We start from the raw sequence: 19,566 nt of genomic DNA on the forward strand, positions 1-19,566 counted from the left end.
ATCACACTTGTATTGAATATATGCCCCACCTCCGAATTTCATCTCCATACAATGAAACGCACTCGGAGCGATAAAGTTTCCTAGCAAAAGGGAAAAAACCGCGCCGCTTGCGATTTCGTCCACATCAGTCTATCGCCGGTCTTGATGAAGCGTTAAGCTCCAGCAGAACCTCTTTCGCCGCATAGAGTTGCTTAGACGGGGCCAGCCGTCGGCAAAAAAAATGAGCCCTTCATCGAACGAAGGACTCACTCATCCTATTGGATTTACTTGCTCAATTCCGCGATCTTCTTATCCGCTGCCTCTTGCGTTTCCCTGAGCACGGTGTTGATATCCTTCTTGTTCAGGGCCATCTCCCCGCGCATATTGCGAATCAGCGTCTGCACTTCTTTGTCGTATTTGTTCGGTGTTGGTGTCGGTGACGATTTGTACTTGAAGTAGGCCGCCGTATTCTTGCCTTTCAATGCCGGATTTCCCGTACCATAAGCTTTAACGATTTCCGGATCGTTCAGGACTGTTACCTGGGAGTCCTTGCTCATCGCCATTTGCTGCTCCGGCGACGTGATCAGCTGAATCACCTGCATCGCCTGCTCTTTATACTTGCTGGCTTTCGTAATGACAAGCATGCTGGTCAGCGTATGGCGCCCTTTGCCCTTGGCATCCTCGAAGGTCGGATTCGTCACGACGTCCCAGTTGATTCCTACGCCGTTCGCATCCGCTTGCAGCAGGTCGCTTTGCAGCTTGGCTACCCAGTCCGCTTGCATCGCCAATTTCTTGTCTTTAATAAATTGGTCCGGTCCGTACGCATACGTTTTGCCAACCACCACGCCCGGTTGATCATAATTGGCTTTAAACAGCTCCAGCACCTTGTGATACAGCGGGATATCGACGAGCGCTTTGCCGGTTTTCGGATCTACGAAAGGCTGGGTATACGGGCTGACCAAGTGATCGGGGAAGCGCGGGTCCCACCCAATATATTGGACGCCGTCCTGCGCCCTGGTTAATTTGCGGGACAGCTCCAGCACGTCGCTCCAGAGCATGTCATCCTTCGGATACGGAACGCCGAATTTATCGAAGATGTCTTTGTTGTAAAATAACGCCCCAGGATTCAAGTTATATGGAATGCCCTGCAGCTCTTTCCCTTTGGCATCGAGGTTGCGGACCGCTTGGATCGTCTCCGGAACAAACTTGCTCAAATCCATCTTGGAGCGAGCGACCAGGTCCGTTAAGTCCAGTGGTAAATCCAGCGCTTGCAGCGGCATATGCCAATCGCTGTCGGATACGATCAGGTCCGGTACGTTCCCGCTCATGACGAGCTTTTCCAGGTCGCCATCCACTTTCTCAATCGTAATATTCGGATACTTCTTCTTGATCGGATCGATAAAAAAGTTCTTGTACTCGATATCCGACAAACGAACGACATTGGCATACAGCTTTAATGTAATAGGCTCTGTAGAGACGACAAAATCAGATTTTTCCGCGGATTTCGGCTGATCCGCAGCTGCAGGTGCAGGCTCAGCAGGCTTTGCCGCCGAACATCCAGCTAGTGACAGTGCAGCAATATTGAGTGCAATCGTTAGTTTTCTAAGATGATTCGCCACGTGTTACTCCCCCTTGTTTGTTTCATTGGAATTGGACCATCAGAATCTCTGAGCTCCGCTCAAACCTGGTAGATTCTGATATTATCACAAAAAAAACCCGAAGCAAACATACTTCTCCCGCTCGACGGGGAAAGCAATGCTTGCACTCGGGTTTCTCCTGTTCTCAGCCCTTGTGAACGCGCTTACATTCAACTAAGGTCATTATAGTCTGTATCCAGGCTGATGACAAGAAAAGATTTTGTAAACGCAGGGCGTCACCATCACAACATTTTGCCGAACCAATCATACGCTACCCGCCCGGAGATTTCATGCTCACCTTCGAATAAATCCAGCTCCAAGCGATCGCTGACATCTAGCCGCGAATAGACTATACTAAGCGCTTCATAGGCTTCGAGTGTACCGTGGATCGGGAAAATGCGGTCGCTTTTACCCGCTTCGAGCAGCAGAGGCCGTGGTGCTATTAAGCTGATGACATCAGGCAGCTCCACGTCCAAGGACAGGCCCGGCACATAGTTGTCAATGCAGTGGTGCATGGCTAAGATGCTCGCCTCGAACGTATTCCCGAAGCCGCTAACGACCGCTGCGGCAATCCGCTCATCAACTGCCGCAGTGAACGAGCTGACCAGTCCGCCGCCCGAGATGCCCATAATCCCGATCCGCTGCCCATCTACATCGTCTCTCGTCAGCAAATAATCGACACAGCGCATCGTCTCGTACACGCGGTAGGATGCCATCGTTTTACCGATGGATAGCAGAAAGCTGGACAAGCGGTTGCAGGAATGCGGATCCTTGGCGTTCTCTGTTAGCTTCCGGTCTCCGAACCCGAACAGCTCCGGCGCGACGACGACAAACCCGCGTTCTACGAGCTCGACGGCAAAATTTTTCTGGTAGCCGAGCTCCCCATCCTTCGGTGAGCCATCAGGCTTCAGCCCGACGATATCCCGGCTCCCGTACCCATGCCCGTGGCAAGCGATGACCGCCCGACGGCCTTCGTCCGCCTGCTTCGGGATCAGCACGTACACCGGCATCTGCAGCTGCTCGAACGTCTGGATTTGAATCCGCTGCCTGGTGTAGCTTCCGCAATCCACCGACTCCAGCAGCACGGGGTTCAGCTCTGGCGCTGTCTCCGGGAAGCCGCCCAATCGCTGAATAAACTGCGCACGGTAGCGATCCCTCCATGCTGTCCATTCTTCCGCCGAATCGCCCTTGAACCGTTCCGCAGGCTCGATGCTGTTATACAAGTACTTGAGATATTCATCTGGATTCCACACTTCCGATTTCCTCCTCCATTGTTAACCAGCAGCTCAACGCCAGATGACGGCTTGCTCGTCCGCTTCGATCGCCGCTCTGCTCGCCAGCAGCAGGTCCTGATGCGTGATGAGACCCGGCTTTCCCTGGATTTGCTGGAGGAAATCCTCCACCACGGAAATCGAGGGCTCCACCAAGTCCACCTGATGGAACTTCTCCTCATGGGTCATCGCGAACATCAATTCCTCCCTGCCGATCGCCGGATCTCCCAGCAGCCGCAGCTCTGCGCTCCCCTTCGTACCGGTGACAAAAATGCGTCCATCGCCAAACGTCCAGCACTGCTCCGGCGTATGCCAGTCCGTATACAGCTGGGCCAGCACATTCCCCTCCAGCCGCACCTGCACCGCGGCCGTATCGTAAAACTCCGGGTATTCGGGCAGGATAGTTTTGGACATCATACTGCTGGTCTGAGCGATTTCCTTCCCCGTTAACCACCGCAGCAGGTCGAAGTCGTGAATGAGCAGATCCACGATAATCCCGCCGTTTTGCTCCTTCGAGAAGTGCCATGGAGCCCGCTTGGAGGGCGTCAGCTTGTGCGGCTTGCGCATCGTGATGCTGACGATGTCGCCGAGATAGCCCTCGTCGATCTTCTGCTTCAGCATCACGATCGACCTGCGGTCCCTCGAGGTCAGCAGCAAGCCGACCTGAATGGCATTGCGCTCAAGCACGGCCTCCAGCCGGTTTAGCCCGACTCTTGAGGTCACCAGCGGCTTATCCAGCATAATGTGCTTCCCTAGGCTCTCGCACACTTCGATCAGCTCAATCTTCTGATGATTGATCGCGGACGTGCCCACGATGGACACCCCGGGGGCCAGTACAGGTTCCAGCTCGGTGACGAATGGGATATCATATTTGTTCGACAATGCGATCGCAAGCGACGGCTCGTCCCCTTCATAAATCCCGGCGCATCGATACCCTAACTCTATCATCTCTTGAATGAATTTTTCAATATGTCCGTGACGGCAGCCGATGATGCTGAAATAGCGATTTTTCATTCGATTCACCCCTTCAGTCCGCTAGTGCTGATGCCTTCAACGATATATTTTTGGAAGAAGAAAAAGATCAGAACAACGGGTAACAGTGACAACGTGGACATCGCGAACATACCGCCCCAGTTGCTGGTCGAATCGGCGTCGAGGAACAGCTTGAGCGCGAGCGACACCGGATAGAGCTGCGGCTTGTTCAAATAAAGCAGCGGAGTAATGAAATCGTCCCACCGCCAGTAGAACGAGAAGATTGTGGCCGTCACCAGCGCAGGAACAATCAGAGGAACGATAATGCGGAAGAAGATTGAGTATTTGCTGCAGCCGTCCATTTTCGCCGCCTCATCCATCTCCGTAGGGATCGTCCGAATAAACTGCATGATCAGGAAGATAAAGAACGGCATCCCGAAAAAGCTCGGAACGATAACCGGCTTAAACGAGGACACCCAGCCCAGCTTGGAAAACATGACGTACTGAGGAATGATCGTCACGTCGTGCGGCAGCATTAAGGTCATCATCACGCAGCTGAACCAGAACGACTTGCCCCAAAACGGAATCCGAGCCAGCCCATAGGCGACCAGCGCCGACGACACGACCGCACCGAGCGTAGAGATGATCACGATAATAAACGAGTTTTTGAAAAAGATGGTGAAGCTGTTGTTCCCGAAGCCCTTCCAGCCGCTGACATAGTTACTGAACTCCAATCGGCTGGGGATCAAGCTATAGGCGGTGGAGAACACCTCGCTGCTGGGCTTCAAGGAGCTGACGGCGAGCCACAGGATCGGGTAGATCATGACCAGTGCAAAGAGGCTGATGATGAAATGCTTCGAAATGGATTTGGCTGAGACGATGGGCATCCTATCCCTCCCCTTTCGCTTCGTAATGCACCCAATACTTCGACGATTTGAAGATGGCGAACGTAATCGCCGCCACGATCAGCAGCATGACCCAGGCCATGGCCGATGCGTAACCCATCTCGAAAAAGGCAAACGCTCGCCGGTACAAATACAGCGAATAGAGCAGCGTATTATCGAGCGGACCGCCCTCGCCACGGGAGATGACATACGCCGGAGTAAACGTCATGAACGCCGAGATCGTCTGCATGATCAGATTGAACAAAATGATTGGACTGAGCAGAGGCAGCGTAATGTGGAAAAATCGGTACCACCGCGTCGCTCCGTCCACGCTGGCGGCTTCATAGTAAGATGTGGGGATATTTTTCAAGCCGGCTAAAAAGATCAGCATGGAGGAACCAAACTGCCAAACCGAAAGCGCGATCAAGGTCCACAGCGCCGTACCCGGACTCCCGATCCATGACGTCGACGTATGGATGCCGATCAGACCCAAGAGGGAATTGAGCAGCCCTTTATCCCCGAACACTTGAATCCACATGATCGATACGGCCACACTGCCCCCGATCAGCGACGGCAAGTAATAGGTGGAACGGTAAAACCCGACCCCACGGGTTGTCGTATTGAGCAGCATGGCCACAAACAGCGCAAACACCAGACGAAGCGGAACGCTTGCGAACACATATGTGAATGTGACTTGAAGCGACTTGGTCAATTTTTCGTCGTCGAGGACAATCTTCTGGTAGTTGTTAAGACCGATCCAGTGGGGCGCATCGAACAGATTATAGTCCGTGAAGGAGTAATAGAAGGAGGATAAAATAGGATACAGCGTAAAAATCAGAAATCCGAGCACAAACGGCGATATGAACAAATAGCCGACTAGATGGTTATTGTCACGCAGCTTCATTGGTTTCCCCCCTTGCTAAAAAAGTGAAGAAATGAACCAGAACAGCGCCGGTAGACGCTGTCCTGATCCTGATTCTCGTGCTGAGAGCTATTTTTTGTTTTTGGCCAAAATGGCGTTGGAGTCCTTGAAGAACTTGGCGGACGCATCGGCAGGCGAAATTTTGTTGTATAAAATTTGCTGGCTGGTATCCGTCAGCAGCTTGGAGACCTCCACTGCGCCTACAGGATCAATCGGGTTGTCGGATTTGGTTTGCGTGCCTGCCCAGGCTACGTAGTCTACGATTTTTTGATCCGCTTGACTGAGCAGCGGCTTGATCGCATCCTGCACCTTCGTGGAGATCGGAACCCCGCGCTCGCCCTTCATGATTTTGTTCGCTTCGATGTCATTGATCATGAAGTTCACGAAGTTAATGGCTTCTTCTTTGTTTTTGGAATTTTTGGAGACCGATAGCCCTTGGCTCGACTGCAGGAACAGCCCCTTGTCGATGTTCGGTCCCGGCGGCGGCGCGATTTCCAGCGGGCGCTTGGCAATCGCCGAATCCGCGGCGAACAGATTGGACCAGGTGAACGTTGTCCCTGCGTTACCCAGGACTAGCTCATCATCCTCCGGTACGCCTTTCTTCTGGGCTTGTTTATCAAGCGCAAGCAGGTAGCCGTTGTTGTACATGCGCTGCAGGCGGGTGTAATAATCGGTGTACAGCTTCGTGTCGGTATACCCCAATGCGGTCCCATCCGGACGGAATAAGTTGCCGCCATTGGAGCGCAGGTAGAAGGACAGGAAGTTGCGGTCATCGATGTTGGCGGCAACCAGCTTGCCCTTGGCTTTCAGCTTCGCGCCGATCGCTTCCAGATCGTCCCATGTCCAGTTATTTGACGGCAGCGTGGCGCCAGCATCCTTGATCATCTGCGGATCGTAGACGACCGCAAGCGCGTTTACGCCGAGCGTAAGCTGATACTGCTTACCGTTATATTGACCGACCTTCAGATAAGCATCGGAGATCGAGCTCTTGTCGATTGTGCCCTTTTGCAGGTAAGGACCGAGATCCTCCAACTGGCCTCTGTCGCCGAACTGGCTGATGTAGGCTACGCTCATCTGGATCACGTCGGGCAAATCGTTAGCTGCCGCTTGCGGAACAAGCTTTTTCCAATAGTCGTCAAAGGCGGCGTACTCGGCTTCGATCTTCACATTCGGATGCGCCTTCTCGTACATGTCGATCATTTTCAGCGTGTAATCGTGACGCGATTGACCGCCCCACCAGGCGACGCGTAGCTTGATCGGGTCTTTGCTTTTGCTGGTATCTGCCTGTGCGGTCTGTGCCGGTTGGGGTGTTCCAGCAGTTCCAGCAGCACCGCCAGTGCCGGTGGAAGCCGGTGCGCTTGGGCTTGCGCTGCAGCCAATCAATGCGGTCATAAGCAACGATGCCAGGGTGAACGAAACCGTTTTTCTCATCGAGAAACCCTCCCTTTTTCTTCGCCTTACCGTTTAACTAAATCACTTATGAGAATCGATTGACCTTCCCTCATCGACTTGTTGGCCGCAAATCCGATCGCATTGGACATTGCCCCGTCCCAGGAGCTCGCTTGCTGATGCAGCGGATCCTCCAGATTGCCCCGGAACAGCATCTTGAGCAGCCGCTCGTCACCCCCGCCATGCGCACCTAAGGCTACAGGCACCTTGTAGGTGATTTCTTCCTCCTCGCGGTTATACACCTTGAGCTTGTTGATGTCTTCACCAGCAAACGGACCGACTCGGCCATGGTACGTTTCGACCTCCATGCGGCCGTCCGTGCCATTCAGTGACAGCCGGAAGCCCTCGAGCGGGGAATGCGCCGTCAGCGAATAGCTCATCAGCGCTCCGCCGGCATATTTCACGTGCAGGCTCACCGAATCCTCGATATCAATCTCCTCCGAGAAGACGCATTGATCGCGGAAATAGCCGTCGACATCCTCGCAATCAAGGTACAGCTCCCGGAACGATGGCTTGGTGATATCGAAGAAAAACTCGCACGAGGACTTATAACTACAGGTCAAACATCGGGTCCCCCGCTCCTCCCGCGTCGGGCCGTAATAACGCAGCGAGCCGAAGGCCGACACCTGAACCGGCTCTTCTTCAAGAAGCCAGTTGATGAAGTCAAAATGATGCGTCGATTTATGCAGCAGCAGCCCACCGGAGTTCTCTTTCTTGCGATGCCAGCGCCGGAAGTAATCCGCGCCATGATCCGTGTCCAGGAACCATTCGAAGTGGACGCTTAGAATTTGCCCGATCGTATTCTGCTGAAGCAGCTCTTTGATGCGGGCGGCAAACGGTCTGTATCTCATGTTGAACGTAACGGTCACTTTGCGGCCTGTTCGCTGCTCCGCTTCCAGAATCGCGTTGCATTTGTCCTCATCGATGGTCATCGGCTTCTCCGAGATAACGTCGCAGCCCATTTCCATCGCTTTGATTATGTATTCATGATGGTACCGGTCGATTGTCGTGACGATCACGATATCCGGTTTGGCGTCCTGGATCATTTGCTCGAAGCTGTCGTATACCGGAAAATCCCCGCCGCATTTTTGCTTCAGCAGCTGGGCCCGCTTGAAATTGATATCGTAAACGCCGACAATGCGGGCCACGTCTTGAAACTGAGTGCTAAGCGGAAGCGCGAACATGGATGTGCATCGGCTGCCTGCGCCGACGATCGCGTAGGTTTTCATAGGTTTGGTATCATCCCTTTTGGTTGGAGTATTCGTACACCGTTTCACCATTCGATACCGTTTCGAGAATCGTCCAGCTTCTATCGGGGTGCTGCTCGTATACAATCAAGTCCGCCGGAGAACCGGTCTGAATCGTTCCAATCCCTTGCTGATCCAATCCGAACAGCTCCGCCGGATGCTTCGTCGCCATCGTAATCGCTTCGCCCAGCGAGGCGATCCCCGAGACGGCTACCCTCTGGATGCCGATATGTAAAGGGGTAGCTGAGCCGGCCAATATATCGGGTGTGCTCGCCAGATGCAGGAAGCCGCTTTCTTCCAAAATCACATCGTCGTTAATATGTGTCGTGTATCTGCCGGGGGGCATTCCTGCCAGGTTGACGGCGTCGCTGGTTAGAATGGCCTTGGAGCTTTTGGTGCGGATCATCACTTTGAGCGTGGACATCGGCAGATGAAACCCATCCGGGATAAGGCCTGCCCATAGCCGATCCTCCGCCAGCTGCGCCCAGATGTAATTGGGGTGACGCTTGATATACGGGTGGGCGCCATTGCCCAGATGCGTGCTCATCGTTGCGCCGGCGCGGACGGCCGCTTGGATGTGCTCCTCCGATGCTGCGGTATGCCCGATCGAAGCGACGATGCCCAGCTGGTGCAGCTGCTCGATAAACGCGATGGCCCCAGGCTTTTCCGGTGCCAAGGTGACTTTGCGCAGGCGTCCTCCAGCGGCTTCATGCCACTCCAGAAACTCCTGCCAATCAGGGTCACGGACCCACTTAAGATTATGCGCACCGCGTGGTCCATCCTCCGAGGCTATGAACGGCCCCTCCACGTGAATCCCGATAACTGCATGAGCTACCTTCGGATCCGCCTCACAAGCCGCTGCAATCGTTCGAATACAATGCAGCATTCGCTCCTTCGGCCCAGTGACGACCGTAGGACAAAAGCGGGTCACTCCTCCGCGATGCAGAACCCCGACAATCTGCTTTACGGTGTCGATGGTCAGCTCCGTATCGTTCAAATCATATCCGCCGATCCCGTTCAGCTGAACGTCGATCAAGCCGGGGGCGATCCAGCGGTCCGTCTGTTGATAGATGCGCTCGACATTGACTACTTTGCCACCCTCGGCGCTAACGTTAATCGTCTGCCCGGTCAGCCAATGCCTGCCTGCCCAAGATTTGGTCATGTGCCTTACTCCTCTCAGCCTGTCCCACAGCCACACACGCAGTTAGGAATTTAAATGCCCAATGAGCTCCCGATCTACTTCGGATGCCGAATTCTCGTCGATGAACAGCGTAAAGCTCGGATGATTTTTCAAGATGGTCGCCGGAATTTGATTCGTGACATCGTTCATAAACAAGTCGCGGATGGCGTGTGCCTTCACCTTATGCGGGACACAGGAGACGATCATGGCACTTTGCAAAATTTGGTGCACCGTCATCGTGATCGCTTGAGTGGGGACGTCATCCAGCGTATCAAACCAGCCCTCACCCACCTGTTGCTTTTTACATTTGTCATCCAAATTCACAACAATATAGGCTTCCTGGGTGTCAAAATCTGCCGGTGGGTCGTTGAACGCAATATGCGCGTTTTCTCCGATGCCGATGAGCGCAAGATCAATCGGCGCCTTTCGAATCTCTCTTGTCAGGGTAGCGATATTGGTTTCCAGGTCGCCTTCACCATTTACGAAGTGCGCTTCCCCGAGCGGAATCGGCAGCTGATCGAGAAACCGCTCCGTTAAATATTTGCGGAAGCTGGCTGGATGGACGTATGGCAGATTCACATATTCGTCCAGGTGAAACATCTCAACCCGGCTCCAATCAATGTCCATCGTGACCAGCGATTCCAGCGTTTCAAATTGCGAAGCCCCCGTCGAAAGCACCAAACGGGCTTTCCCCTTGGTCTTGATCAGTCGCCGAAGCTCCTGTGCGCAAAATTCTGCGGCCTCTTGCCCAAGCACCTTGGCGTTCTCCAATATTCTTACGTTCATATAAGCCCTCCCCTTCGGTTATTCCGTCCAATAGAAACCGATTTCTAGAAATCGATTTCTATTCGGCGAGCATGTTGTATCTTTATGCGCGAAAGTACGAATTATTCCAGTCGTGTCACGACAGAATCGCGTTCGATGACCTCCGGCGGCAGCATCATCTCTCGCTCACCCACGTGGTCCCCGTTTAATAAATTCATCAGCGTTCGGCAAGCCAGAGTACCCAGCTCATACTTAGGCAAATTCACCGTCGTAAGCGATGGCGTCAGCATCTCCGACAGCTCGATATTGTCAAACCCGATGACGGACATTTGACCCGGAACATCGATGCCCTGTTCCTTCAGCTCTTTAATCGCCCCGGCAGCGGTCAGATCGTTGCAGCTTAGAATCGCCGTTGGACGCTCCTGAATAGGCATAGCAATCAGGTGATGAGCCAGCTGCTTGCCGTTATTGAACTCAAACGTGCTGCAGTACTTCGTGTCTTCACAGTCCTCCGAAATCTGTATCCAGGCTTTGAGAGGCGTAATCCCGGCCTCCTGCATAGCATCCTGATAACCCTGATGGATGTGCTGCCGGCTAGAGCGATTCAGGGCGGCCGAGATAAACGCAATGCGGCGGTGACCGCGTTGAATCAGGTGCGAGCAGGCGAGGTAGGCGCCGTGCCGGTAGTCAAAGCCGATTTGAACGACTTGGCGGCTCTCGATCCTCTGGTCGATTGAAATGATGCTGACCCCTCGATTCAGATACGGCTTGAGCCAGCCCCTCCGCTGCGAGATCGACGAGATAATGACGCCCTTGACCTGCTTCTCGAGCAGCGTTTGCAAATATTCGGCTTCCAGCTTCGGATTCTGGTGCGCGTTGCACAAGAGCACCTGATAGCCGGACTGACGTGCGATTTCTTCAATTCCGAGCACGACATCGGCATAAAATGGGTTGCTGATCGACGGAATGATGACACCGATGGACATGCTGTTATTTTTCTTCAACTGCCGGCCCAGCATATTGGGGGTATAGTTGAGCTGCTTAGCGGCTTCCTTGATTTTCTTGCTCATCTCGCTGCTCACCGGGTAATTGCTGTTGCTGAGCACCCGGGAGACGGTAGCTGCGGAAGCATTTACAAGCTGTGCGATATCGTATATGGTCACCGGCTTGTCAGACACATTCTCACCTCAACCTTTTTTTCAATGGCATGTAAGACGAACTGTACTCTATATTCCTATGTCTGAAGTGTTGATTTTAAGATAAAAAAAAGCCATCAGAATGTTCTGATGACTTCCTTGTCTGCTTCAGGAATCCACGCTTGGGCTATAAAATCTCGGCCTCGGATATGAACAAAATCCTCATAGACATCAATGATCAAGCCCTCCGAGCGGTTTTCCTGAATCGTCTGGTCATAGTTGTTGTAGGGATAGCTTACAGAGGAGCTGTTCACCATGGTGAACGCCCCTTGAACCAGAGTCGTTGGAAGCGGCAGCTCCCAGTGTGTATGACCTGAAAAATAGATGACCTCCGGATAGCTGGACTATAGCTGCTTTAATTCCGTCAGCTGCACCACGCCACGTTCTGTACTGCCGGATACAGTGCCTTGAAACGGCTGATGAAGAAACACGAACATCGGGTTGTGCGCAGCGGCACTTTCTTGCAGCTTCTCCTGCAGCCAACTAAGCTGGGCTGGGGATAGACAAGCATCCTCGTTATTCGCCGGATCGGATTGTTTATATTGCTCGGAGCCCAGAAACATGAAATGACCCTTGAATCAACCGGTCATAATATAAGCCGGACAATCCGGTAAACTGTAAAAACCGCGCGATTGAAGCGTGATCCGTCTCCCCATTGGGAAACGAATCGGGTGCCCAGTCCCCTTGGGAGTTGTAATAAGCTTGATAAAATTCGTGATTGCCAATCGTATAGTAGATTCGGTCTGCTAACGGATGATTCTGTACCAGAGCGCCGAGCTTCGCATAATCTTCGGGCCGCCCGTCACCAAGGTCTCCGTTAATCACTAGGTCGTCCAGCTCAGGATTCAAACGGTATAAATCCGCCAGAGCTGCACTAAACTTCCCTGCCGCCTTTGTGTCCCAGTACTGGATATCGCTAAGCACAGCAAAGCTTAACTTCGGAGCTGGAGCTGCAGCTTTCCTAAGCTCGTCGGCTAGTCGGTGGAGCTCATCTTTTTCCTCCGGTGAAGTAACGAAATTCCAGCGCGGCTGGAGAAACGCTTCGATAATCTTGTTCGCATCTTTCACACTCAGCAACCGCACCCTCTCCTTTGCATCATCTTAGTTAGAATCCTATCCATCAGATGTCTGACCTGAAGCCTTTCGCAGCTCCTCGGCCAGCCGGTGAATCTCATCCTTGTCCTCCTGCGAGGTCACGAAATACCACATCGGGCTTAAAAAGGCATCAATAATTTTGTTGGCATCCTCTGGACTTAACATGCGTGTCTCCCCCCTAGCTCAGACTGAAGACTGTTCCTCTCATAGCGTATGTGAAAATAAAACAAGCTGACACCGGTTAAGAACCAGGATCAGCCAAGTTGATTATCCCTGTCTAAATTTGGAGATAATTGTCCTATTCATCTTTTTCTGAAAAGAGGCTTATCTTGAATAATCAGAAAATCACAGCACTCCAAATGGGCATGTTGATGATTATGACGGTGGGGCTGGTTAATCATGTGACACTTCTCCCTCTCCTGCTGGATGCCGCCAAAAAGGATTCATGGATCAGCATCATCTTCACTGTCCCGCTCTGCATCCTATGGGTTACCATTCCCTTTTACATAATGAAGAAAACCAAACAGACCAATCTTGTGCAATGGCTAAAGACGAGCCGGCTAAACTGGTTCAAGCCCGTGTTCATAGGAATATTTTTTTTGTATATGACCATCAACATGTTTATTACCCTCCGGGAAGTGATCACATGGACGAAAATCACCTACCTGCCCCAGACGCCTATGCTGCTGACATGCTCTACTTTGCTTCTGCTGTGCATGTATGCGGCATCGAAAGGGATTAAGGCGATTGCCATTGCAGCGGGTATTCTTCTGCCTTTCGTTTGGTGCTTAGGCTATTTTGTCATGAGCAGCAATTTCCAAGTGAAGCGGTACAGCTTGTTGTTCCCTCTATTTACCACGGGAAGTGGCCCCATCTTACTCTGCATGACTTATGTAGGAGCAAGCATGCTGGAGATCATCATAGTGCTGCTGTTTCAGCATCATATTAAGGAAGACGTAAAGTGGTGGCACCTTGCAGTGGTATTGTTCCTTCTCGGAGGGCTAACCCTAGGGCCTTTGATGGGTGCGATTGCAGCGTTTGGCTATGAAGCCGTGAAATTAAAATATCCGGCATATGAGCAATGGCGGCTGGTTCAGCTGGGAGCCTTCGTTTCCCATGTCGACTTTTTGTCTATTTACCAATGGATCTCGGGCGCGTTTATACGAATTTCGTTGTCGCTGTATCTGCTGATCGATTTGCTGCAGCTGCAGAATAGGAAGAGTAAAATGATCGGCTACGGGCTGTTTGGCTTGGCCATGCTGTTTCTGATGGTGGTTGTCAAAATCCCCGAAGCCATCTATTCCAGATTAATCAAGGATTTTTATTTGGCCGTTTTCTTCTGTATTCTTCCGTTGTCGCTAGTTCTGTTCGTGCTGGTTTATGTGAAAACCAAGAGGAAAGGTATGTCTTCATGATGTTGGACACCAGATGGAATAAAGCTGCGTTGCAAGCCCAATTTGAGAATTCGGCCGATATAATAATTGAATGCTACCCTTCCGAGGAATCCACTCTGCTAATCCTGGTGTTCTGTGAAGGGATGTCGGATTTCAAACAGCTCAATGAGACGGTGCTTCCAGTGTTTAGGGAGGTGCTGGAGGAAGACTGTCCCGATGATGAGATTGCAATAGAAATAGGAAAAAGCCTGCAAGTTCATGAACTGAAGTCCGATGAGGAGTGGACGGTTGCTTTATTCAGCGGGCATCTGATGATTTTTGTCGCCAACCGCATATACTCCTACAATATGGATAAAATACCCAAGCGAAGTCCGGAGGAATCCGCAACGGAAATTTCGCTAAAGGGTCCGCGCGATGGATTTACCGAAGAAATCTCCACCAATATCGCCTTGATTCGCAAGCGGTTACGGACACCTAACCTGCAAAACGAACAGTTTAAGATCGGTAAAGAAAGCCATACAGTCGTCTCCCTGCTCTATCTTAAAAATATGGCCAGCCCCGAGGTCATCCAGCAAGCGAGGGAGCGCATCCTAAACTACGAAACGAACGCCTTGTTCAGCAGTATGCAGTATGAAGAAGTGCTGGGCGACAAAAAATATTCGCTCTTCCCGCTGCTCGATTACATTGGCCGGCCGGACTTCGCCGCCGAGTGCTTGCTGCGCGGCCGCTTTGTCGTGCTGGTCAACGGCTCGCCGATGGCCTTGATTGGTCCTACCAATCTGACCGAGCAGCTCAAGTCTCCGGAGGATTTACATTTTCCGTTTTATTTCGTGGCCTTTGAACGGCTGCTGCGAATCTTCGGGCTCTTCGTATCCATCTTTTTGCCGGGCTTCTGGATTGCACTCACGGCGTTTAATATGGAGCAGATCCCGTTCAAGCTGCTGGCCACGGTGACCAACTCCAGGCTGGGCCTGCCCCTATCGGCGCCATTGGAAGCACTGCTCATGCTGGGCTTGTTCGAGCTGTTTCGCGAAGCCGGCATCCGTCTCCCCCGAGCCGTCGGACAAACTGTAGCCGTCGTTGGCGGGCTGATTGTCGGTGATTCCGCGATCCGCGCCGGTTTAACCTCGCCCACCATGCTGGTCGTTTCTGCAGTTACAGCCGTAGCTACCTTTATTTTAGTCAATCAATCGCTTAGCGGGACGGTTAGCATTTTGCGCTTTTTTTCGCTGATTTTGTCGTCGCTAATGGGCATGTTCGGCTTCTTTATTAGTATGATGTTTATCATCATGTACATGGCCGGCTTGGAATCCTTTGGGATCGGATACCTCGAGCCGCTGGCTCCTCCGTCGTTTGGGGGAGATTGGGTGAAAGCGATTTTGGATGTTCCGAGGAGGTGGAAATATTCGAAGCCTAAAATGTTTAAAAAATAACCACTCCATGTCATTCAAAAGGCGCATGAAGCTCTTCGGGCTATGCGTCTTATTTTCTTCCCTGCTTTGGATTACCGGCTGCTGGGATATGCAAAATCTCGAAGATATCGATTTGGTGAATGCCATTGGGATGGATTATGTCGATGGTCAATTTGTCGCCTATGGCCAAATGGTTGATTTTTCAGCCGTGTCCAGGCAGGAAGGCCCCAAATCGACGGATCCGGCGATTGTATGGGTAGGTATTGGCAAAGGGAAAACCGTGAATCTGGCGATCACCGATCTGTATCGAACGGCGCAGAAGCGAGTCGTCTGGGCCCATGTTTCTTCAATGATCTTATCCGAGCGTATGATTAATCATGGACTCATGACAATGAACGACGCGCATCTGCGCTATCGGGAGCTGCGAGTGACGCCTTGGATTTATGGTACCCGGGAAAGCATCGAGCAGTTGTTTACCGTACAGCCGTTCTTTAATTTATCTCATCTTGCCACGCTAATCCATGAGCCGATCGGGACGTACCGGCAGCATTCCTGGGTGCAGCCAATCCGTTTACTATACCTGCTTTCGGATCTGCTTGAGCCCGGTAAAACCGTCGTTCTCCCCTCACTTTCTATCGACAAAGAGCAATGGAAAAGAAATCAGGAACCGGATCCGAAGCTGGAGATCGATGGCGCCTTCATCATTCATGACAACCGGTACAACGGTTGGTTGAATGATGAGAAGCTGCGGGGCATCCGGTGGTTATCGAATCGAACCAGACGATCGCCGATTGTGGTGAAGGACGAGGATCGCGCGAAAGCCACGGTGTCCTTGGAGAATCCCTCCTTTGAGATTGAAAGCCGCCTTAGCGGGCAAAATCCTACGTTTTCCCTCCACGTAAAGCTAAAAGGAAATATTGTCGAGCTCCATGGGGAGATGTCCATGCAAAAGCTGGAGCAGCTAACGGAAGCGGCGGTAGAGAAGGAAATCCGGTTTACCTATAATGAAGGCTTAGCCATCGGCTCAGATCTGTATCAACTGGAAAATGAGCTGTACAAGCAGCATTATTCATCATGGCAAGAGCTCACCCACAGTCAGCCGCTCGCACTGAATCCAAGCTCGTTAGGGGATATTAAAGTTCATTTAGAGATTACCAGCACCGGCATGAGAAAAATGGAATGATTTTGCTGAGAGCTGTCTGGAAAGGAGGAGGAAGGGCAGGATGGGTGCACTGATCCGAAGGCTTCTATGGCTTCCGGTCGTCTTAACGCTTAGCGGCTGCTGGGATATCCATTATATTGAAAACATAAACTACATCACCGCGCTTGGATTTGACTACGCCGACAATCAATTCATTGCCTATGGCCAAATGCTGGATTTTTCCTCCGTCGCGAAGCAGGAAGGCTCCCGAAAAAGCACTACACCCGCCGTAACCTGGGTCGGCAAAGGCAAGGGCGAAACCTTTAACATGGCACTTAATGACTTCTACCGGACCGCGCAGCAGCGTATTTTATGGAGTCAAATCACGTCGATCGTTATTACTGATCGAGCTTTAGCGCATGGAACCGATGAATTTAACGACGCCATTACCCGCTACCGGGAAATTCGGTTTACGCCATGGGTTTATGCGACCAAGGAGCCGATGGATCAGCTCTTCGTCACACCGGCTTTCTTCAATTTGTCCGAGCTGTCCACCATTGAGCACGAACCGATCCAAAACTATAAACAGCGATCCTGGATCAAGCCGATCAGCTATTTGCAATTTGCTTCGGATATCCACGAGCCCGGAAAAACCGTCATTGTTCCTTCGATCACCATTAATCATTCCCAATGGAAGCGCAACGACGCCAAGGAATCGAAAATGATGGTGAATGGCGCTTATTTTATTACGAAAGATCACTATCTAGGCGCTTTAAATGAAAATCAGCTGGAAGGCTTAAGGTGGATGACTCCGGAAACGGTCCGATCCCCCATTCTTATTCCCGCCGCACAAGATTCAGTAGATACCCTGTCACTTGAACATCCTAAGCCCAAAATTAGCACCTCGTTCAGCTCAGGCGAGCCAACCTTTTCCATCGCAGTGGAGCTGTCCGGCAATGTTGTCGAGCTCGATACGCCCATGACGGAGACCGAAATGGTGAAGAAGGCGGAAGCGGTCGTCAAGCAGCAGATCAAGCAAACGTACCTTGCCGCGCTGAAAAAGAAGATTGACATCTATCAGCTGGAGTATTTTGCATACAAAGACCACTACCAAGAGTGGAGCAAACTAACGAAACTTCACCCGTTCCGCTTGTCCGAGTCCTCTCTCTCCGATATTCAGGTGAAGGTAAAGCTCTTGCATTCAGGCTTGCTCGACGAAATGCTGGATGAAAAAATAGAGGGAGCGAAATGAACATGGCTACAGCCAGGTCATTCGCTTCCTCTATTCTAAAGCTTATTTACCGCCCGAACGCTTCTTGTAGGCGTCCGTCATTTCTTGGCTGATCTTCACGATGTTCGGATCGTTCTTCATTTTGTTTACATAGTCATCCCAAGCGGTAATCGGCGCGGAGCCGAGCAAAATCTTCGTTTTCAAATCCTGCAGGTTCTTCTGGAACTCCGGCAGGAATTGCTGCGACGTAGGCGAGAACAGACCGATGCTGCTGTCGGCTACACTGTTTTTCGCGCGTTCGTCCTGAATTTTCTTGTACAGATCGTTGGCTTCTTTCGGGAAGAACACCTTGGTCGAGCTCGCATAAGGATCCGCTACATACACGATCTGGTTAAAGTCTGGGCCGTTGTCGTCGTTCAGCTTCTTCGTATCGACAACCTTCACGCCGTCCTTGACCGTATAGTGCGTGCCTTCAAAGCCGTACTGCTGAATGTTGAACACGTCGTCGTTCATCCAAGTGTCCACCAGTTTCAGGATGCGCTTCATCTTCGCTTCAGGCACCTTCTTCGGAATCGCCAGCGTACCGGCAAAGCCTGGTCCCTTAGGATTGTAGTTGTTCACCGAAGTCAGCGGGAAGAAGTCGGTTTCCTTGAAGTTCGGAGCTGCTTTCTTAATGTCCGGCAAGTAGTCGTTCATTGTACCGGCCTTATCCTGGATCATACCCGCTCTGCCGGCCTTGAACAGATCCTTCACCTGGGTCCCTTTCATCGAAGCAAAGTCTTCTGGAATCAGCTTCTCGGCTACGAGCTTGCGCAAATATTCAAGCGCTTGGCGCTCTTCCGGCAGGAACGCGGCGTAAACCATTTTGCCGTCGACCAGCTTCCAGTTGCCGTTGACGCCGGTAAACGCATTTTCGATCGGCCCGAGCGAGCCCATATCCGTCGGGTTCACGTTCGCCGTGAAGGCCACGGTGTCTTTCTTGCCGTTCTTGTCCGGATCGTTTTCGGTGAACGCTTTCATCATCTGGTACAGCTCATCGGTCGTTGTTGGCGGCTTCATGCCCAGTGCATCCAGCCAATCCTTCCGCACGATGAAGAAGCTGTCGGCTTCCGATGGACGCGGACGCGGGATGGAGTAGTTTTTGCCATCCTCCATCTTGGTCAGCTCCCAAGCGGTTTTGGAAATTTTGCTGGACAGGTTCGGATAGTCCTTGATGTAGTTCGTGATGTCCCAGAACGCGCCCTGCTGTACCATGGATCGGAATACCGGAGAGAACGGATCACTAATGTAGGTCAGATCCGGAATGTCCCCCGAGGCCAAAGTCACGTTCAGCTTGTCGTTATACGTGTTGGACGATACCCATTGAATGTTCATTTTGGAGTTCGTCGCCTTCTCAATCGCCCGCTTGATCGGATTATCGTCAGCCGCCGGTGTTGGGGTTAACAAAATCGTCATGATGCTGAGTTGAAGCGGATCCTCCGCTTTCGCTGCGTCACCGGCCGGTGCGGATGCCGATTGGCTGTTCCCCCCGCCGCAAGCTGCGAGTACGCCGGACAAAGCGAGAATCGAAGCGACGCTGAGCAACGCTTGTTTTTTCATTTTTACTTTCACTGCAAGACTCCTCCCTTTATTGTGAACGGTTTCATATATTGCAGCCGGCTTTAACCGCTGCACTTCCTTCAAGGTAAAGCAGAGCGGTTCTCCAGACAATCGGACTTTCTTGCAGCCGCGCTGGATAAGGGTTTGCACTTTATTGCAGGACCAGTAGTAAATGAATATACCCGCCGAAGC

19 protein-coding genes are annotated in these 19,566 nt (G+C 51.9%); 4 read left to right on the forward strand and 15 right to left on the reverse strand.

All coding sequences use genetic code 11. The features are described 5' to 3' along the window. Positions 1-263: 263 nt before the first annotated feature. The 14 genes from FPZ49_RS16550 to FPZ49_RS35775 all read right to left on the reverse strand — a co-directional run bounded on the left by FPZ49_RS16550 (position 264) and on the right by FPZ49_RS35775 (position 12,762). The gene (locus FPZ49_RS16550; protein ID WP_144848727.1) at positions 264-1,598 is read right to left on the reverse strand and encodes an ABC transporter substrate-binding protein; all 1,335 of its coding nucleotides are present in this window, start codon (positions 1,596-1,598) and stop codon (positions 264-266) included. Between the two features lie 260 nt (positions 1,599-1,858). Further along, complete coding sequence (locus tag FPZ49_RS16555; protein WP_144848730.1) at positions 1,859-2,869, reverse strand: alpha/beta hydrolase family protein; 1,011 nt, start codon at positions 2,867-2,869, stop codon at positions 1,859-1,861. Positions 2,870-2,902: 33 nt separating this feature from the next. Continuing rightward, positions 2,903-3,901: a Gfo/Idh/MocA family protein gene (locus FPZ49_RS16560; RefSeq protein ID WP_144848733.1), complete on the reverse strand. Its 999-nt coding sequence runs from the start codon at positions 3,899-3,901 to the stop codon at positions 2,903-2,905. A gap of 5 nt (positions 3,902-3,906) precedes the next feature. Further along, complete coding sequence (locus FPZ49_RS16565) at positions 3,907-4,683, reverse strand: carbohydrate ABC transporter permease (protein WP_391563829.1); 777 nt, start codon at positions 4,681-4,683, stop codon at positions 3,907-3,909. A 64-nt stretch (positions 4,684-4,747) separates the two neighbouring features. After that, entirely contained in the window at positions 4,748-5,647 is a 900-nt protein-coding gene (locus FPZ49_RS16570) for a carbohydrate ABC transporter permease (RefSeq protein WP_144848738.1), read from the reverse strand. An 87-nt stretch (positions 5,648-5,734) separates the two neighbouring features. Beyond that, positions 5,735-7,096, reverse strand: coding sequence for an ABC transporter substrate-binding protein (locus FPZ49_RS16575; RefSeq protein ID WP_144848741.1), 1,362 nt, complete (start codon positions 7,094-7,096; stop codon positions 5,735-5,737). Positions 7,097-7,122: 26 nt separating this feature from the next. Further along, positions 7,123-8,343: a Gfo/Idh/MocA family protein gene (locus FPZ49_RS16580; protein ID WP_144848744.1), complete on the reverse strand. Its 1,221-nt coding sequence runs from the start codon at positions 8,341-8,343 to the stop codon at positions 7,123-7,125. A gap of 10 nt (positions 8,344-8,353) precedes the next feature. Beyond that, positions 8,354-9,523 carry an N-acetylglucosamine-6-phosphate deacetylase gene (locus FPZ49_RS16585; protein ID WP_144848746.1) on the reverse strand — a complete coding sequence of 390 codons (1,170 nt, stop codon included), beginning with the start codon at positions 9,521-9,523 and terminating at the stop codon, positions 8,354-8,356. 42 nt (positions 9,524-9,565) lie between these two features. Beyond that, positions 9,566-10,327, reverse strand: a complete 762-nt coding sequence (locus tag FPZ49_RS16590; RefSeq protein WP_144848749.1) for a glucosamine-6-phosphate deaminase — start codon at positions 10,325-10,327, stop codon at positions 9,566-9,568. A gap of 101 nt (positions 10,328-10,428) precedes the next feature. Further along, the gene (locus FPZ49_RS16595) at positions 10,429-11,484 is read right to left on the reverse strand and encodes a LacI family DNA-binding transcriptional regulator (RefSeq protein ID WP_144848753.1); all 1,056 of its coding nucleotides are present in this window, start codon (positions 11,482-11,484) and stop codon (positions 10,429-10,431) included. Positions 11,485-11,579: 95 nt separating this feature from the next. Beyond that, a complete protein-coding gene (locus FPZ49_RS16600; protein ID WP_144848756.1) occupies positions 11,580-11,759 on the reverse strand; it encodes a hypothetical protein in 180 nt (59 codons plus the stop codon). Between the two features lie 87 nt (positions 11,760-11,846). Beyond that, the gene (locus FPZ49_RS16605) at positions 11,847-12,065 is read right to left on the reverse strand and encodes a hypothetical protein (protein ID WP_144848759.1); all 219 of its coding nucleotides are present in this window, start codon (positions 12,063-12,065) and stop codon (positions 11,847-11,849) included. Further along, a complete protein-coding gene (locus tag FPZ49_RS16610; RefSeq protein WP_261381455.1) occupies positions 12,040-12,570 on the reverse strand; it encodes a metallophosphoesterase family protein in 531 nt (176 codons plus the stop codon). Before FPZ49_RS16610 ends, FPZ49_RS16605 begins: the two co-directional genes overlap by 26 nt. A gap of 45 nt (positions 12,571-12,615) precedes the next feature. Beyond that, complete coding sequence (locus FPZ49_RS35775; RefSeq protein WP_186445874.1) at positions 12,616-12,762, reverse strand: hypothetical protein; 147 nt, start codon at positions 12,760-12,762, stop codon at positions 12,616-12,618. Between the two features lie 164 nt (positions 12,763-12,926). Here FPZ49_RS35775 and FPZ49_RS16615 point away from each other — a divergent pair, with 164 nt between their 5' ends. The 4 genes from FPZ49_RS16615 to FPZ49_RS16630 are packed head-to-tail and all read left to right on the forward strand — an operon-like array spanning position 12,927 to position 17,796. Continuing rightward, positions 12,927-14,012, forward strand: coding sequence for an endospore germination permease (locus FPZ49_RS16615; protein ID WP_144848763.1), 1,086 nt, complete (start codon positions 12,927-12,929; stop codon positions 14,010-14,012). Continuing rightward, positions 14,012-15,424 carry a spore germination protein gene (locus tag FPZ49_RS16620; protein ID WP_261381456.1) on the forward strand — a complete coding sequence of 471 codons (1,413 nt, stop codon included), beginning with the start codon at positions 14,012-14,014 and terminating at the stop codon, positions 15,422-15,424. The genes FPZ49_RS16615 and FPZ49_RS16620 overlap by 1 nt, the downstream gene beginning before the upstream one ends. Before the next feature lie 7 nt (positions 15,425-15,431). Next, positions 15,432-16,586 (forward strand): Ger(x)C family spore germination protein, encoded by a 1,155-nt coding sequence (locus tag FPZ49_RS16625; protein WP_186445875.1) that lies wholly within the window; start codon positions 15,432-15,434, stop codon positions 16,584-16,586. A gap of 40 nt (positions 16,587-16,626) precedes the next feature. Continuing rightward, the gene (locus FPZ49_RS16630; protein ID WP_144848770.1) at positions 16,627-17,796 is read left to right on the forward strand and encodes a Ger(x)C family spore germination protein; all 1,170 of its coding nucleotides are present in this window, start codon (positions 16,627-16,629) and stop codon (positions 17,794-17,796) included. 42 nt (positions 17,797-17,838) lie between these two features. Here the strand turns inward: FPZ49_RS16630 and FPZ49_RS16635 are convergent, their stop codons facing one another. Next, positions 17,839-19,386 carry an extracellular solute-binding protein gene (locus FPZ49_RS16635; RefSeq protein ID WP_261381453.1) on the reverse strand — a complete coding sequence of 516 codons (1,548 nt, stop codon included), beginning with the start codon at positions 19,384-19,386 and terminating at the stop codon, positions 17,839-17,841. Positions 19,387-19,566: the final 180 nt, after the last annotated feature.

It is taken from the genome of Paenibacillus cremeus, from assembly GCF_007786445.1.
Classification (GTDB): domain Bacteria; phylum Bacillota; class Bacilli; order Paenibacillales; family NBRC-103111; genus Paenibacillus_G; species Paenibacillus_G cremeus.

Coding starts and splice junctions, on each gene's coding strand:
- FPZ49_RS16560 (WP_144848733.1), bottom strand. CDS start 3,901: ATGAAAAATCGCTATTTCAGCATCATCGGCTGCCGTCACGGACATATT.
- FPZ49_RS16565 (WP_391563829.1), bottom strand. CDS start 4,683: ATGATCTACCCGATCCTGTGGCTCGCCGTCAGCTCCTTGAAGCCCAGC.
- FPZ49_RS16570 (WP_144848738.1), bottom strand. CDS start 5,647: ATGAAGCTGCGTGACAATAACCATCTAGTCGGCTATTTGTTCATATCG.
- FPZ49_RS16575 (WP_144848741.1), bottom strand. CDS start 7,096: ATGAGAAAAACGGTTTCGTTCACCCTGGCATCGTTGCTTATGACCGCA.
- FPZ49_RS16580 (WP_144848744.1), bottom strand. CDS start 8,343: ATGAAAACCTACGCGATCGTCGGCGCAGGCAGCCGATGCACATCCATG.
- FPZ49_RS16585 (WP_144848746.1), bottom strand. CDS start 9,523: ATGACCAAATCTTGGGCAGGCAGGCATTGGCTGACCGGGCAGACGATT.
- FPZ49_RS16590 (WP_144848749.1), bottom strand. CDS start 10,327: ATGAACGTAAGAATATTGGAGAACGCCAAGGTGCTTGGGCAAGAGGCC.
- FPZ49_RS16600 (WP_144848756.1), bottom strand. CDS start 11,759: ATGGTGAACAGCTCCTCTGTAAGCTATCCCTACAACAACTATGACCAG.
- FPZ49_RS16605 (WP_144848759.1), bottom strand. CDS start 12,065: ATGTTTCTGGGCTCCGAGCAATATAAACAATCCGATCCGGCGAATAAC.
- FPZ49_RS35775 (WP_186445874.1), bottom strand. CDS start 12,762: ATGTTAAGTCCAGAGGATGCCAACAAAATTATTGATGCCTTTTTAAGC.
- FPZ49_RS16620 (WP_261381456.1), top strand. CDS start 14,012: ATGTTGGACACCAGATGGAATAAAGCTGCGTTGCAAGCCCAATTTGAG.
- FPZ49_RS16625 (WP_186445875.1), top strand. CDS start 15,432: ATGTCATTCAAAAGGCGCATGAAGCTCTTCGGGCTATGCGTCTTATTT.
- FPZ49_RS16630 (WP_144848770.1), top strand. CDS start 16,627: ATGGGTGCACTGATCCGAAGGCTTCTATGGCTTCCGGTCGTCTTAACG.